This window comes from Roseobacter sp. HKCCD6576-2, from assembly GCF_013179285.1.
Lineage (GTDB): Bacteria > Pseudomonadota > Alphaproteobacteria > Rhodobacterales > Rhodobacteraceae > Rhodophyticola > Rhodophyticola oceani.
In genome coordinates, this window is record NZ_WVNW01000002.1 from 165969 (window position 1) to 179891 (window position 13923).

Here is a 13923-nt window from a genome sequence, read left to right on the forward strand (position 1 = left end):
ATGCAAATGGAGTTTCAGGTTTGGTGGCCGCGGCGGCTCTGGCGCGCTCTGTTCAAGCGGGCGAGATGATCACATGAAGCCGAGTTCGAGACGGGCCTCGTCACTCATCATATCCATACCCCAGGGTGGCTCCCAGGTCAGTTCGACATTGACGGTCTTTACCCCATCAAGCGGTTCGATCGCTTCGGCCACCCAACCGGGCATTTCACCGGCGACGGGGCAGCCCGGCGCGGTGAGGGTCATCACCACATCGACATCGTTTTCGGCCCCGATCTCAACCGTGTAGACCAAGCCGAGATCATAGATATTCACCGGAATCTCTGGGTCATAGACCGTCCGGCAGGCCTCGACGATGGTCTCGTATAGCGGGTGATCCGTGCTCGACGGCTTGATCAGCGGCGTCCCTTCGAGATGTTCTTGCGGTTGGGTCATGGACCACCTTCACTGTGGAATTCTTGACAGAAGATATAAGGATTGTGATCTGGGTCGTAAAGGCCGGTCGAAGGCTTGGCAAATCCGCGCGGGCGATTTATCGGGGCGCAATGACTGATCGGTTTTCCTTTTCGCTCGCCGCGACCAGCGGCAAAGCTCGCACGGGCGTGATCTCCACCCCGCGCGGCGACATCCGCACGCCGGCCTTCATGCCCGTGGGCACGGCGGCGACGGTGAAGGCGATGATGCCCGAGAGCGTGCGCGCAACCGGGGCCGATATTCTGCTCGGCAACACCTATCACTTGATGCTGCGCCCCGGGGCCGAGCGGATCGCGCATTTGGGTGGGTTGCATCGGTTTATGAATTGGGAGCGCCCGATCCTGACCGATAGCGGCGGCTTTCAGGTGATGAGCCTGGCCGAGCTGCGGAAACTGACCGAGGAGGGCGTCAGTTTCAAATCCCATATCGACGGCTCGAAACACATGCTGAGCCCGGAGCGATCGATGGAGATCCAAAAACTCCTCGGCTCGGACATCGTGATGTGTTTCGACGAATGCCCGGCGCTGCCTGCGGATCGGACCCGGATTGCCGAGAGTATGCGGCTTTCGATGCGGTGGGCGGATCGCTCACGGGAGGCGTTTGGCGATAGGCCCGGCCATGCGCTTTTTGGCATTCAGCAGGGTGGTTTGGAGCAGGACTTCCGCCAAGAGAGCGCCGAGGCGCTGACCCAGATTGGCTTCGATGGCTATGCGGTGGGCGGATTGGCCGTGGGTGAGGGGCAGGCGGCGATGTTTGGCTGCCTCGATTTCGCGGCCGATATGCTGCCTGTGGACAAGCCTCGCTATCTGATGGGGGTGGGCAAGCCGGATGATATTGTCGGGGCGGTGAAGCGCGGCATCGATATGATGGATTGCGTCTTGCCCTCCCGATCCGGGCGCACGGGGCAGGCATTCACACGCCGCGGTGTCGTGAATATCAAAAACGCCCGCCATGCCGACGACCCGCGACCGTTGGACGAAGCATGCACATGTCCGGCCTGTTCCAACTATTCCCGCGCCTATCTGCACCATGTGTTCCGGGCTCAGGAAGTCATCTCTTCGATGCTGCTGACCTGGCACAATCTGCATTACTTCCAGGAGATCATGCAGGGTATGCGCGAGGCGATCACCGAGGATCGGTTTGAGGCGTGGGAGGCCGACTTCCATGCCGGGCGCTCCGAGGGGGATATCCCGCCGCTCACGGCTAACCGCTCTTAGCGACGAGATGGCAAGAGCCGTTCTGACCGGGAGACATTCGGATATCTGTGATATGGCATTGCCAAACAGTGCCATCCTTTGAAGTTCTCGAGTCGCTGCGGGCTGGCTCCGTTTATGCCTTCGGTTGGGCCACTGGTGGCAGCCAGCAGGGGGCAACCGGTATCTGATCGGAGGCGAGGGTGGGGTCGAGTATGCGACTTTGCCAGCTCGGCAGCTCGTCGGCGTGCAGCAATACGGCTGTGGCCTAGCTTAAACCGAAACCACCGCTCAGTTCCGCGCGCGCGTTGTACGCGACAAGCAGAAGAAGTTTGGAGACGGGCCGGCCCTCAAGTGACACCCCACCAACGAAGCGTCTGATCACAATGATGTCGGATCGCGACTGTCGCCGTCTCGATGTCCCTGTTTTCCAGAGCCTCGATAATCGCAATATGCTCTTCCATCGCCGAAACGATCCTGTCCTGCAGGAAGGGGCGTGAATTCTGGATGATGCCGATGCGCATCCGGTTCACCGCATAACCCTCCGCAAGCTGCGCGTTGTCCAGCCCGTCAGACAGGAAGTCGTGCAACGACAAGTCGATCTCGATGGCCTGCGGTGGCAGCGATTTTGCCGCGTCAGTTCTGGCGGTGTCCCGCATCTCCACATGCCGTTTTCGCAGCGCATCCAGTCCGGAAAGTGCGTTGGACGCGATGCGGCGCCGCGCGCCTTCCTGATCCATCACCATGCGGAAATCGAGACATTCTCGGATCGTCTCGGGGTGGGCCTCCATGATCCGAATGCCGCGTTTCGGCAGCGCGCTCAGCAATCCTTGCGCGCTTGCCACTTTGACCGCCTCGCGAATGGGAGCGATCGGAAAGTCCAGAATTTCAGCAAGTTGCGACATCGACAGAAACTGCCCATCCCGCAGTTTTCCAGCCAGCAACGCGGCCCATAATGCCTCCTGGGCTTGGGTCGCCATAAGTTGGACCTCGTTCGATCGGTTCATCGCAGCGTTCCTCATCATTACTCATTCTGAAGTTCTACTTGAAGTTATTATTAGTATGTGTATTAAGATAGTATCTAAAATGTTAGATGCAAGCACAACTTCACAGAAGGGCTCAGCAATATCAGCGATCGCCCTTCGCGAAGCACACTGGGAGGAAAAAATGGCATCAACAAATGAAATACATGTTGCCCATGGTGATACGGTCGCGGGGGAGAGCACGCACACGCTCAACCCTGTCGGTGATGACGAGAAAACCTGGGGATGGTTCGCCATCTTCAACATCTGGGCGAACGACGTGCAGTCGCTTTTCGGCTACTCGCTCGTGGCATCTCTCTTCATCTCTTACGGCGTTGGCGGCTGGACTGCCTTCGCAGCGTTGATCTTTGCCGGATTGTTTGTGATGTGGATGGTCAACCTGTCCGGCGCAGCGGGTGAAAAATACGGAATTCCTTACCCGGTTTTTGCGCGCGCCAGTCTCGGCACCGCGGGGTCCAATCTGCCGGCCATTCTGCGCGCCACCGTCGCTGTGTTCTGGTATGGCGTGCAGGTCTATTTTGCCTCGACGGCGCTGGCCCTTCTCATTCGATCAATCACAGGCATCGACGCGGGCGGCACCGAGATTCTGGGCCTGACCGGAATCGACTGGCTCTCTTTCTTCATCGTCTGGGTCTTCCACATCTTTATCTTCTGGCGTGGCATGGGCTGGGTCGAAACCTTCCTGAACATCGCAGGCCCCTTCGTCTATGTCGTGATGATTGGCCTTGTGGTCGTGCTCTGGCAGCGTTCGGACGGGCAGCTTCTGCAAGCCACCGCAACGATCTTTGCCAATCCGGAGGGGACTTTCTGGACCGAACTGACGGGCTTTGTTGCGATTGTCGGCACGATGGTGGCCTATTTCGCGGCTGTGATGATCAACTTCAGCGACTTCTCACGCTACGCCAAGGACAAGCCGACCATGATCATCGGCAACCTGGCCGGACTGCCGCTGAACATGATCCTGTTCTCGGCCCTTGCCTTGCTGACAACCGGTGGCGCGGCCGTCGTCTTCGGCGAAGAGATCATCAACCCGACCGAGATCGTCGAACGCACCGACAGTGTGCTTCTGGGCGTGATCGCGGCCATCACCTTCTTTGCCGCCACTGTTGGCATCAATCTGGTGGCCAACTTCATCCCGGCCGTGAATGGCATCTCCAACGTGGCACCCGGAAAGATCAGTTTTCGGAACGCTGGCCTGATCACATCGGTGTTTGCACTGGTGATCGGTGGCTTCTGGAACAGCTTCATCAGCCAATTCGGGATCAGCGGTTTCGTCAACACGCTGGGCGCGACGCTGGCACCGATCTTCGGCATCATGATCGTTGACTACTATTGGCACCGGAAAGAGCAGCTGAACGAGGATGACCTCTACGACATGGAAGGGGGCACCTATCACTACCAGAACGGCTGGAACCATGCCGCGGTGAAGGCTTTCGGTCTGGCTGCCATCTTCTCGGTCGCAACCGTCTGGGTGCCGTGGTTCTCGGTACTGTCGGGCTATGCCTGGGTGATTGGTGCCGTATTGGGCGGCGTGATCTACAACGCCCTGGCCAAGGGCAACGTCAAAGTCTGACGACGCTCTAAGATATCTGCCGGTGGGGTCAATCTCCACCGGCAGTGTGATTGATCTGAGACCAGTTTTCTTGCGACGGCGACGTGGTTGATGAAGCGTGCACATGCCCGGCCTGTTCCAACTATTCCCGCGCTTATCTGCACCATGTGTTCCGGGCGCAGGAGATCATCTCCTCAATGCTGCTGACCTGGCACAACCTGCATTACTTCCAGGAGATCATGCAGGGCATGCGCGATGCGATCGCCGAGGATCGGTTTGAGGCGTGGGAGGCCGACTTCCATGCCGGGCGCTCCGAGGGGGATATCCCGCCGCTTTTGCGTGTCACCTAACCGCGCTTGCGGCGAAACAGGCTGAAACCACCGGATGGCTTGTTTTCGCGTTTATCTTTGCCCGAGAACTGATAGCCGCAATCCTCAAAGAATTGCCGAACTTCAGAGGTTAAGAAACCGCGCCCGCTGGCATTCTGAGGCAGGTCAAACCCGCCGCCATAGTTCAACTCGACGACAACGGGGCCCGTTTCCGTGATCGCAATGTCGGTAGACTGATATCGGATCGGAGCGAAAATCGAGGCGGCTTGGCGGTTCACCTCTTGCAGCTTGTCCCAATGCGGAAGGGTGAGACCTTTCAATCCTGCGGTGTCCGGATGATCGTCTAGGAACTCGATCTGCATTCCATTGCGCCGTGTGACGGTTTCGACATTGCCGGTGGCGACATCAATGGAGCAGGCAAGGTTGCCAGCGCGCCAATAGGCGTCTGCGATGTTGCTGCCCTGCGGCATCTTGATGACGGCCATGGGTGACTTCACCCCGCTTGAGGTTAGCAGATTGACCATCCGCACGGTGCAAAGTGCCACCGCATAGGGTCGTATATCGCTATGGTTGGACAGCCGCCTTTGAATCACATAGGTGTTGCTGCCAACAAAATCGGTCAAGAATGCATCGTAGGTCATCGGACCTTGTCCGACGCAAGTTAGATGCGTCTGGTCGGCACTTTCGACGCTGAATGCCCCAAAACTGACCATGCCACCGATGATTTTCCCGAAAAGATCGGGCCCGTTTAGCAGGAGCAGATCACGCAAAGCATCTGCCGTCTCGATCTTTGGAAGACCTGGGAAGACACGTGCGGATCGGTCAATGACGCCGATCGCCTCCGGAACCGGCACGCCGCCAGCGCCAAGAATTGTACCTGCGAGGACCTTGTCTTCTGCGGCGCTGTTCCATCCGCCTGGATTGCAGGTATGTGCGATCGGCCAGCGGAGATCATTAGCGATGAATTCCGTCCGGGTCGCTTGGCTTGGATGCGCCGGATCATAAAGCCCGTAGCGGACGAACTCTTTCAACGTCAGTTTGCCATCCAGCTTGGATATGTCGGAGAACGCTTTGGTGACCTGAATGACGGTCTGGCCGCTTTGCTTAGCGGCATATGCCAGCAAGTCTTGATTGCTCGCGTCTTGCACAGATTCAAACACAGCGATGTCACGATCCTGTGCGTCAGTGAGATTGGAATCTGTCATCGGGAAAGAGACCTTTGTTTGAAAGGGATACGTTGGACGAACAAGTGGAGCCAGTGCGGCCGGCCCCAATGACGTTAAGAGTTACTTCAGGCCAATTGCGATACAAGGGTAAACCAACACAAGGTCCACAATATTTCGCGGTTTATCCCCTGGTTTTCGCCATATCTTGGTTGCGCCGTTTTGTTTCCAGCGACAGTATGTGTTAAGGAATGGGGCCGCTTCTGCTTGAATTCCGCGTATGCGTACCCCAAGTTGACATATCCTGATCCGGAGGGGGCCAGGGGGATTGCTGCCAAGCCAGGGTCCCGTGCCCTCTTGCCAAGAACAAGGAAGGCAAGATGCCAGAAAATCAAACGACATACCCGGTGCTTCCACTGCGCGATATCGTGGTGTTCCCACATATGATGGTCCCGCTTTTTGTGGGCCGGGAGAAATCGGTGCGCGCCTTGGAAGAGGTGATGGCCGATGACAAGCAGATTCTTCTCTCGGCGCAGGTCGATCCAGGTATGGACGAGCCGACGACGGACGGTATTTTTGAAATGGGCGTGCTGGCCAATGTGCTGCAGCTTCTGAAGCTGCCGGATGGCACGGTAAAAGTACTGGTCGAGGGGCGCGCCCGAGTTGCGATCACCGGGTTTGTCGATAACCCGGACTTCTTCGAGGCGCATGTTGCACCCTTGGAAGAAACGCCCGGCGATGAGGCAACGGTTGCGGCATTGCTGCGCTCGGTCAGCGAAGAGTTCGAGCGCTATGCCAAGGTGAAAAAGAACATCCCCGAAGAGGCTCTGAGCTCTGTCGCCGAGACCCAAGACCCGGCCAAGCTCGCCGATCTGGTTTCCGGCCATCTCGGCATCGAAGTGCATCAAAAGCAGGAGCTTCTGGAAACGCTCGATGTGGGCGAGCGGATGGAGAAGGTCTTCGGCCTGATGCAGGGCGAGATGTCCGTCATGCAGGTCGAGAAAAAAATCAAGACCCGCGTGAAGTCGCAGATGGAGCGGACGCAGCGCGAGTATTATCTGAACGAACAGATGAAAGCCATTCAGCGCGAGCTGGGCGATGGCGAAGAGGGCGCGGGCGAGGTGGCCGAGCTTGAAGAGCGCGTGGCCAATACGAAGCTCTCGAAAGAGGCGCGCGAGAAAGCCGATGGCGAGATCAAAAAGCTCAAGAATATGAGCCCGATGAGCGCCGAGGCGACCGTTGTTCGCAACTATCTCGACTGGATGCTGTCGATCCCGTGGGGTGTGAAATCCCGGGTGAAGAAAGACCTGACCAGGGCCGAGAAAATCCTCGACGACGATCACTATGGCCTGGAAAAGGTGAAAGAGCGGATCGTGGAGTATCTCGCCGTTCAGCAGCGCTCAAAAAAGTTGAAAGGCCCGATCCTTTGCCTCGTTGGGCCTCCGGGTGTCGGTAAAACAAGCCTGGGCAAATCGGTTGCAAAGGCCACGGGGCGCGAGTTTATCCGCATCTCGCTTGGCGGCGTGCGCGATGAAAGCGAAATTCGCGGTCACCGGCGGACCTATATCGGCTCGATGCCGGGCAAAATCATTCAGGCGCTGAAGAAGGCCAAGACGACGAACCCGCTGATCCTGCTCGATGAGATCGACAAAATGGGCCAGGATTTCCGCGGCGACCCGGCCTCGGCCATGCTGGAAGTGCTTGATCCGGAGCAGAACTCGACCTTCGTCGATCACTATCTGGAGGTGGAATACGACCTCTCGAACGTGATGTTCCTGACCACGGCGAACTCCTACAACATGCCGAGCCCGCTTCTGGACCGGATGGAGATCATTCCGCTGGCCGGTTACACCGAGGATGAAAAGCGCGAGATCGCCAAGCAGCATCTGGTGAGCAAACAGGTCAAAAATCACGGCCTGAAGAAGGACGAGTTTGAGCTGACCGATCCGGCGCTCACCGATGTGATCCGCTACTACACCCGCGAGGCGGGGGTCCGGAACCTGGAGCGTGAGATCGCCAAACTGGCGCGGAAGGCTGTGACGACCATCGTCAAAGGTGGCACCGATGCGGTGACTGTGACGCCGGATAATCTCGAAGAGATGTTGGGTGTGCGGCGGCACAAATACGGCCTGGCCGAAGAGGACAATCAGATCGGCGTTGTGACCGGTCTGGCCTGGACCTCTGTCGGTGGCGACCTCCTGAGCATCGAGGCCCTGCGTCTGCCGGGCAAAGGTCGGATGAAGACCACCGGCAAGCTTGGCGATGTGATGAAGGAGTCGATTGACGCGGCAAGTTCCTTTGTCCGCTCGATCAGCCCGTCGATCGGGGTCAAACCGCCGAAATTCGACAAGCTCGACATCCATGTGCACGTGCCCGAAGGCGCCACGCCCAAGGATGGCCCCTCGGCCGGAGTCGCGATGGTGACGTCGATTGTCTCGGTCTTGACCCAAATCCCGGTTCGTAAGGACGTGGCGATGACGGGTGAGGTGACGCTTAGGGGCAATGTCCTGCCGATTGGTGGCTTGAAAGAGAAGCTGCTCGCCGCGCTTCGGGGCGGGATCACGACCGTCTTGATCCCCAAAGACAACGAGAAAGACCTGCCCGAGATTCCGGACAATGTGAAAGAGGGTCTGACGATCATCCCGGTTGGCCATGTGTCCGAGGTCTTGCGCCACGCTTTGGTTGAGCAACCCGAGCCGGTGGAATGGGACGAGGCCGCCGAAGAGGCCGCCGCCGCCCAAGCCGCGTTGGAGGCCAAAGGCGGCAGCGGTGTGGCATCCTCCGCCCCGCATTAATCGTCATCCGGACCTTATCGAGATAGGCGCGCCGTCACCGGCGCGCCTTTTTCGTTAGCCCAGTTGGCTGGCCTGCAACGCCGCGATGAAGCGCACGAAATCGATAAAGAAGTGATACCCGACCGCGTGTTCGAACCCGAATTTGACAAATAGCAACCCCATCGGCACCCCGTAGAGGAGCGCCGTGAGCAGCATCGGCACCGCTGCCGGGCTGAACACCATGTGTCCGGGCAGATGCGCCAGGCTATGCACAGCGGCAGCAATAAACACCGCTGCCAGCACCACGCGGGTCGGGCGATCATTGCTGCGGCGCCTGAGCAGCACATAGATTGCCGTCAACAGGAACAAGCGCGCCCATATCTCTTCCGCAAAACCCGGGACCAGAGCCACGATTGGCTCCCAGGGCTGATCGATCCATGCATCCCCGGAATGGGCGCCATAGCTGATGTTCAGAAACGCGGCGGGGACGGCCAAGACGCAGCCGATCAGCAACCCCTTTGCCACCTCCGTCCAGGTGCCGTCGACACAGTAGACAAGGGTCAGGCCGCTTTCTTGGGTCAGCAAAACGCCCCCCACAAAAAGAATGGGAACGCAGGCCAGGTGAATGGCTTGGAACATATCCAATCGGCCGCTCAACCCCGACAGTGACAGGCAGAGTGCGCCGATGAACAGGCCCAGACCGATCATACGCCATGACAAAGATTGGCGGCGCTTGGCGATGACGCCAATGGCGGCCAGGGTGAAGGCGATCACGAGAACGAGCCATGGGTGAAAGACAATGCCCAGAAGGAAAAGAGCGATCAGCGCCGCTAGGATCGCGCCCAACATTGTGCGGTATCCAAGACCCAGCATCGTTCCCGGAGTGAGATTGGGTAGGTCGGCAGCGCGCGGCGGGGCGCGCCAAAGCACAACAATTATCAGAGCCAAGAAGAGGAGACCTGCGCCTTGGCCAAAGGAATTGAATTGGCTGCTATCTGGCAGGTACCGAGCCAGCAGAAGGCCGCTTGCCAAAAGCCAAAGGACAGCGAGGGCAATCTGGAGAAACAGGTTGGTTGCCGATGTCATCTTACCTGACTGTGCCTCCGATGCGGCAGGGGCGCGGGGGCCATCGCTAGACTTGTACTTAGACGCCGTTTCAAAAGGGTAGCGAAAACACCGGTGTCTCGCTACTCTGTCCGCACGTGAGAAACAATGAGCAGGGGGTCGTCCCATGGCCACGACCACGAAACCACGTAAATCCACCCCGGCCGGACGCCGGTCTCGAAAATCGACCAGCACGTCCAAACCCGCAACAACCGAGGTCGCATCCGACAAACTCGAAGATGCGATGACGCCGGTCAAAAAGGGTGGCGCCGCCGCGGCGAAGGCGGCAGTTCCAGCGAAGGACAGCGCGGTTGATGCGGCCGCCGGTAAGATCAAGCGCGGCGATCTTCTGGACGCGGTAGCTGCGCGCTGCGCGCTCAAGCGAAGCGACCTACGGATTGCGGTGGAGTTGGTTCTCGACGAGCTAGGCACTGCGTTGGATAGCGGCAAGGACCTGGTGATCCCGCCGCTTGGCAAAGTCGTCGTGAAACGGCGGAACGAGGCCAAAAATGGCGATGTTCTGATCACCCGGATCAAACGCCATAAGCGCGGCTCAGAAGGCCTTGCGGAGCCGGACGAGGACAGCTAAAAGCCCGCCCTACGGGTGATTAGCTCAGTGGTAGAGCGCTTCGTTCACATCGAAGATGTCGGGAGTTCAAATCTCTCATCACCCACCATCCACCTTCGGATTGTTGGTCGATAGCTGCATATCGCATGGACCTGACTCGAGGGGGGCGAGCCGCTCAAATTGCCTTGTCTCAGTTCGCGACGTCTGGATGCTGTGCGGAAATCGTCTGCGGCGGCACAATGTTGGGGCGTTCACCGGCATCAGCGCTTGCCAGATAGACCAGGATTTCAAGCTCCGGCAGATACATCTGAGCATCGACCCAGGCTTCATCCGTTTCGAGGTCCGTGCGCCGCACGTTCACAGGCCAGCCAATATAGCTGCAGTCTTCGACCCCAACTTCGGTCGGCGAAAGCACCTCAACCTCAGTAAAATAGCGGATCTCGAACCCGTCACTGAATCGCGCGGTTTCTTCAATATCCCAACGGGTGTTTGGCGCGATGTCGGGCAAAGGTGTCGAGTAGGTGACCGTCTCAATGCTATCAGCGACAACTTGATCCGCGACAAGCTCCCAACTCTCGAAGACAAGTCCAGTCGGATGCATGACATGTTGCCAAACTTCGCCATCCTTATAGTTGGTTTCGGTTTCCAGGATGGTGCCGTCGCTTTGGACCTCGTAGCGCATGAGCATGTCGGGGAATGTCATATAGACACCATCGGTCGCGGGACCGGTCGGGCAATCGGCCCAGGCGGCGGCAGGCAAAGCGATGGCGACTGCAAGCGCGGAGACGAGAGAGTGGGAACGGATCATTTTGGAATACCCTTTGTCGTTCAGAATTGGAGGACCCAAAGCGGTGCCGGAGGTCAAACAGTTCATGTGTCACCTCCTTAACGGCTCGTTTGGGTCATCATTGCCGCCCTTTCAGCGGATTATGACGATTGGTTGTTTGATGACCAGAAATCGTTCAAAGAAATCTCGGAACAGCGCCGAGATTTCTTTGAACGGATCTCACAGATCGCCCAACCCACGGATGTAACCAGCGCCGTTACGGTACATAGCTGGGATCAAAACGGTCCTCGATACCTTGCCACCAAAAGAAGTGATCACCGCCGATGATCGGGCGGCGCGGCTTGATGCGTAGATCTAGACCTCGGTGCTTGTATCTGGTCACCGGTCGGCTTAGGGCGGTCTGAGTTTAAAAGGGCTGTGCCGATGCCTCCGATTTACATTCTGCGCCATGGGGAAACCGTCTGGAATCTGGAAAGCCGGTTTCAGGGCGCGCTGGATTCCCCGCTGACGGCGAAGGGTGAAGCCCAGGCCCGCATCCAAGGGCAGATCGTGGCACGGATTCTGGCTGAGACGCCGAACCTCTCTGTTTATTGCAGCCCGCAGGGGCGCGCCCGTGCCACGTGGGAGATCGCGCGGGGCGGCTATGATGGCCCAGTTGCGTTCGATGAGCGCCTCGCCGAGGTCAACATGGGCGCGTGGCAAGGCCTGACCCGAGACGAGGCCGCAACCCGCTGGCCCACGCTTTTCTCAAACCCTGGCAGCTATCTGGAACGCGCGCTGACAGCGCCCGAAGGGGAGCGCTATGCCAGCCTGCTCACCCGGGTGCTCGGGGTGTTGGACGATCTGAGCGGTCCCACGCTGATTGTCACCCATGGTGTCACCTCCTCGGTGATCCGGGGACTCTGCCTTGGCCTGGAGTTCGATGAGATGGCCTGGCTCGATCATGAGCAAGGTGTGGTCTTTGCCATTCAGGATGGGGTTGAGAGCGTGTTGCGAGAGGCGTGACACCAGAGACACCCTTATTCGGTCCTCGAAAGGTTTCTCGAACGGACCGGGCAGAAGCCCACTTGCATCCCGCCCCAGCTTTTTGTTAGAGCATCTCCGGTCGGGTGATTAGCTCAGTTGGTAGAGCGCTTCGTTTACACCGAAGATGTCGGGAGTTCGAGCCTCTCATCACCCACCAATTCATGCCTTTGATGATACACGTTTTTTCCATCAAGCACCACCCTTTTGCGAAGTTGCCTTGGGTTCACTGAACCGCGTGAGGTCTAGAATCTCGGCTGCATCGGCCAAATGCTCGGGCATGAACCTTGCATAGGTCTTCTGCGTGATCTGGATATTGGAGTGGCCAAGATACTGGCTCACCTTCTCAATGGGCGTACCAGCGGCCAGCATTCGGACGGCTACCGAGTGGCGAATCTGATGAATGGACGCCTTGCCAATGCCCGCGCGGCTCAACGCCGACCGATAACCTTTGCCCATCGACTTGATGCGCCCGCCCGCCCATTCAACTACGTGGTCACTTAGGCGCGCCCGGTACGCCGTTTCTAGCGCGGCTCGGGTCATTCTGTTCATTGGAACAACGGCCCGGCCTTTACGGGTCACACCATCGGGCAAGCGCAGGTCGATAACTCCCCGCTCAAAGTCAATTCGATCCCAAGTCAGATCAAGGATCGCACCCACGCGCGCGCCGGTTCCTATGAGCAAGATAACGCCAAGCCTCACATGTGGCGCAACGCAACCATCAACGATGGCCTGCATCTCTTCGCCGCTCATGGGGCGCACGTTGCTGTCTGGCTTAGGTGGCAACTCGATATGTGGCGCTCGGTCGATCAGGTTGCGCTTCACTGCCCATTTCAGCGCGCTGCGGAGGTGGCCAAGTTCAGTGTGAACCGTGCCGATCTTTTTGCCATCGGCGGTCCTGGACGCAAGGTATCTGCGGCTGTCTTCGTCGTTAATCTGAGACGGCTTCAACGCCCCAAATGCTGGCAGAACGGCCTTGCCGGTGAAGCCCATGGTCTTTGCCGTGGGTTTTGCTCCTAAGTGGTCGACATATGCCTGCCAGATCGCGTTCACCGTGAGGTCTCCCGCTGTCCAGGTTTCCCGCAGGTACCGCTCCCGACCCTCGGCCTCGGCTTCCTCTCGCGTGCGTGCCGCAAGCTGATAGCGCCGTCTCTTGCCGGTGCTAGTGTCGGGCCAAGAGACGCAGAACCCGCCTCGCAGGCGTCCGATGGTGATTTCTGGCATTGCTCGACCCTTTCCACTTCCTCCGCTGGTATCCGCAACATGCGCCCAACGCGAAAAGCGTGCAACTCGCCACGGTGGTGCATCTGCCGAACGGTTTCTGCAGAGCAATCCCACCGCGCGGCAAGATCATCGGGAGAGTATGGTCGGGGGTATCTCATAGGGTTACAGAAGCTGCTTGAGGCGCTTGATAAGAGCAGCCTTGGTCTCAATCACCTCACGTCCTCGGGTCTTCGGTTCGAGGCGTGGGTCCACTGCAGCCCAATGGCCACTTCCTTTTGTCTTGTCTTCCCAGGTTAGCAGATATCCGTTGTCCAAGACTTCGATATCAACTGACTTGTCGGCATAGAGGCTCATATCTTTTCCCCTTCTTGGGTGATCTCCGGGGGTGTGTCAGTCCTGCTGATCTCGACAAATTCATGAAGCATGTGCTGGAATCGCTCGCCCGAGAACGACGCGCACCATTCGAATCCTTCCATTTGTGGTTCTGGGCAGTCACCGCAAATGAAGACTTCTTCGTCCGCACACCAGGACACATCGTCACGTCCGTAGGCCGCTGATCGCGGGTTTCGACGCGCATTAGGCAAAAGGTACGTAACCCGCTTAGTGGCTGGGTCGCCGCAGTTGTGACACTCATGCCGCATATAGATTTGCTTGATCTCTCTCACTGTGCCAACTTCTAAATCCATCTCTTC

14 protein-coding genes, 2 tRNA genes and 1 pseudogene are annotated in these 13923 nt (G+C 58.3%); 8 read left to right on the top strand and 9 right to left on the bottom strand.

All coding sequences use genetic code 11. From position 1 onward, the window contains the following. Positions 1–69: 69 nt before the first annotated feature. Positions 70–432 (bottom strand): SUF system Fe-S cluster assembly protein, encoded by a 363-nt coding sequence (locus tag GTF44_RS07795; protein WP_145209463.1) that lies wholly within the window; start codon positions 430–432, stop codon positions 70–72. Between the two features lie 110 nt (positions 433–542). Here GTF44_RS07795 and tgt point away from each other — a divergent pair, with 110 nt between their 5' ends. Further along, the gene (tgt, locus tag GTF44_RS07800; RefSeq protein ID WP_171560609.1) at positions 543–1688 is read left to right on the top strand and encodes a tRNA guanosine(34) transglycosylase Tgt; all 1146 of its coding nucleotides are present in this window, start codon (positions 543–545) and stop codon (positions 1686–1688) included. A 326-nt stretch (positions 1689–2014) separates the two neighbouring features. Here the strand turns inward: tgt and GTF44_RS07805 are convergent, their stop codons facing one another. Beyond that, positions 2015–2671 (bottom strand): GntR family transcriptional regulator, encoded by a 657-nt coding sequence (locus tag GTF44_RS07805; protein WP_171560610.1) that lies wholly within the window; start codon positions 2669–2671, stop codon positions 2015–2017. Positions 2672–2831: 160 nt separating this feature from the next. On the opposite strand from GTF44_RS07805, the gene GTF44_RS07810 reads away from it, so the two are divergent. Together GTF44_RS07810 and GTF44_RS07815 are read left to right on the top strand one after the other, a co-directional pair. Continuing rightward, a complete protein-coding gene (locus GTF44_RS07810) occupies positions 2832–4280 on the top strand; it encodes an NCS1 family nucleobase:cation symporter-1 (protein WP_171560612.1) in 1449 nt (482 codons plus the stop codon). A gap of 74 nt (positions 4281–4354) precedes the next feature. Further along, positions 4355–4609, top strand: a pseudogene (locus GTF44_RS07815) (tRNA-guanine transglycosylase); the annotation flags it as partial. Here the strand turns inward: GTF44_RS07815 and GTF44_RS07820 are convergent. Further along, a complete protein-coding gene (locus GTF44_RS07820; RefSeq protein ID WP_171560613.1) occupies positions 4606–5793 on the bottom strand; it encodes a sugar-transfer associated ATP-grasp domain-containing protein in 1188 nt (395 codons plus the stop codon). The pseudogene GTF44_RS07815 and the gene GTF44_RS07820 sit on opposite strands and share 4 nt — an antisense overlap. 338 nt (positions 5794–6131) lie before the next feature. Between GTF44_RS07820 and lon the strand changes: the two genes are divergently transcribed. Continuing rightward, complete coding sequence (gene lon, locus GTF44_RS07825; RefSeq protein WP_171560615.1) at positions 6132–8546, top strand: endopeptidase La; 2415 nt, start codon at positions 6132–6134, stop codon at positions 8544–8546. Positions 8547–8600: 54 nt separating this feature from the next. Here the strand turns inward: lon and GTF44_RS07830 are convergent, their stop codons facing one another. Next, on the bottom strand, positions 8601–9611 hold the full coding sequence (locus GTF44_RS07830; RefSeq protein WP_171560617.1) for a CPBP family glutamic-type intramembrane protease: 1011 nt from the start codon (positions 9609–9611) through the stop codon (positions 8601–8603). 145 nt (positions 9612–9756) lie between these two features. On the opposite strand from GTF44_RS07830, the gene GTF44_RS07835 reads away from it, so the two are divergent. Both GTF44_RS07835 and GTF44_RS07840 read left to right on the top strand, forming a co-directional pair. Then, positions 9757–10218, top strand: coding sequence for an HU family DNA-binding protein (locus tag GTF44_RS07835; protein WP_171560619.1), 462 nt, complete (start codon positions 9757–9759; stop codon positions 10216–10218). 13 nt (positions 10219–10231) lie between these two features. Continuing rightward, positions 10232–10306: transfer RNA gene (locus GTF44_RS07840), tRNA-Val, on the top strand. An 81-nt stretch (positions 10307–10387) separates the two neighbouring features. On the opposite strand, the gene GTF44_RS07845 is transcribed toward GTF44_RS07840, so the two are convergent. Then, entirely contained in the window at positions 10388–11071 is a 684-nt protein-coding gene (locus GTF44_RS07845) for a hypothetical protein (RefSeq protein WP_171560620.1), read from the bottom strand. Positions 11072–11407: 336 nt separating this feature from the next. Here GTF44_RS07845 and GTF44_RS07850 point away from each other — a divergent pair, with 336 nt between their 5' ends. Both GTF44_RS07850 and GTF44_RS07855 read left to right on the top strand, forming a co-directional pair. Then, on the top strand, positions 11408–11989 hold the full coding sequence (locus GTF44_RS07850) for a histidine phosphatase family protein (RefSeq protein WP_171560622.1): 582 nt from the start codon (positions 11408–11410) through the stop codon (positions 11987–11989). A 102-nt stretch (positions 11990–12091) separates the two neighbouring features. Beyond that, a tRNA-Val gene (locus GTF44_RS07855) sits at positions 12092–12167 on the top strand. A 32-nt stretch (positions 12168–12199) separates the two neighbouring features. On the opposite strand, the gene GTF44_RS07860 is transcribed toward GTF44_RS07855, so the two are convergent. From GTF44_RS07860 to GTF44_RS07870, 4 genes are read right to left on the bottom strand one after another with little or no spacing between them, the layout of a single operon-like run. Beyond that, positions 12200–13060 (bottom strand): tyrosine-type recombinase/integrase, encoded by an 861-nt coding sequence (locus tag GTF44_RS07860; protein WP_367383387.1) that lies wholly within the window; start codon positions 13058–13060, stop codon positions 12200–12202. Continuing rightward, on the bottom strand, positions 13057–13389 hold the full coding sequence (locus GTF44_RS22520; RefSeq protein WP_367383388.1) for a helix-turn-helix domain-containing protein: 333 nt from the start codon (positions 13387–13389) through the stop codon (positions 13057–13059). Before GTF44_RS22520 ends, GTF44_RS07860 begins: the two co-directional genes overlap by 4 nt. A gap of 4 nt (positions 13390–13393) precedes the next feature. Then, positions 13394–13585 carry a hypothetical protein gene (locus GTF44_RS07865; RefSeq protein WP_171560625.1) on the bottom strand — a complete coding sequence of 64 codons (192 nt, stop codon included), beginning with the start codon at positions 13583–13585 and terminating at the stop codon, positions 13394–13396. Further along, positions 13582–13917 carry a hypothetical protein gene (locus tag GTF44_RS07870; protein ID WP_171560627.1) on the bottom strand — a complete coding sequence of 112 codons (336 nt, stop codon included), beginning with the start codon at positions 13915–13917 and terminating at the stop codon, positions 13582–13584. The genes GTF44_RS07865 and GTF44_RS07870 overlap by 4 nt, the downstream gene beginning before the upstream one ends. Positions 13918–13923: the final 6 nt, after the last annotated feature.

Excerpts from the sequence above, each read along its gene's own strand:
- GTF44_RS07835 (WP_171560619.1), top strand. The coding sequence starts at position 9,757 with ATGGCCACGACCACGAAACCACGTAAATCCACCCCGGCCGGACGCCGG.
- GTF44_RS07795 (WP_145209463.1), bottom strand. The coding sequence starts at position 432 with ATGACCCAACCGCAAGAACATCTCGAAGGGACGCCGCTGATCAAGCCG.
- GTF44_RS07830 (WP_171560617.1), bottom strand. The coding sequence starts at position 9,611 with ATGACATCGGCAACCAACCTGTTTCTCCAGATTGCCCTCGCTGTCCTT.
- GTF44_RS07810 (WP_171560612.1), top strand. The coding sequence starts at position 2,832 with ATGGCATCAACAAATGAAATACATGTTGCCCATGGTGATACGGTCGCG.
- GTF44_RS07870 (WP_171560627.1), bottom strand. The coding sequence starts at position 13,917 with ATGGATTTAGAAGTTGGCACAGTGAGAGAGATCAAGCAAATCTATATG.
- GTF44_RS07805 (WP_171560610.1), bottom strand. The coding sequence starts at position 2,671 with ATGAACCGATCGAACGAGGTCCAACTTATGGCGACCCAAGCCCAGGAG.
- GTF44_RS07820 (WP_171560613.1), bottom strand. The coding sequence starts at position 5,793 with ATGACAGATTCCAATCTCACTGACGCACAGGATCGTGACATCGCTGTG.
- tgt (WP_171560609.1), top strand. The coding sequence starts at position 543 with ATGACTGATCGGTTTTCCTTTTCGCTCGCCGCGACCAGCGGCAAAGCT.
- lon (WP_171560615.1), top strand. The coding sequence starts at position 6,132 with ATGCCAGAAAATCAAACGACATACCCGGTGCTTCCACTGCGCGATATC.
- GTF44_RS07845 (WP_171560620.1), bottom strand. The coding sequence starts at position 11,071 with ATGAACTGTTTGACCTCCGGCACCGCTTTGGGTCCTCCAATTCTGAAC.
- GTF44_RS07850 (WP_171560622.1), top strand. The coding sequence starts at position 11,408 with ATGCCTCCGATTTACATTCTGCGCCATGGGGAAACCGTCTGGAATCTG.
- GTF44_RS07865 (WP_171560625.1), bottom strand. The coding sequence starts at position 13,585 with ATGAGCCTCTATGCCGACAAGTCAGTTGATATCGAAGTCTTGGACAAC.
- GTF44_RS22520 (WP_367383388.1), bottom strand. The coding sequence starts at position 13,389 with ATGAGATACCCCCGACCATACTCTCCCGATGATCTTGCCGCGCGGTGG.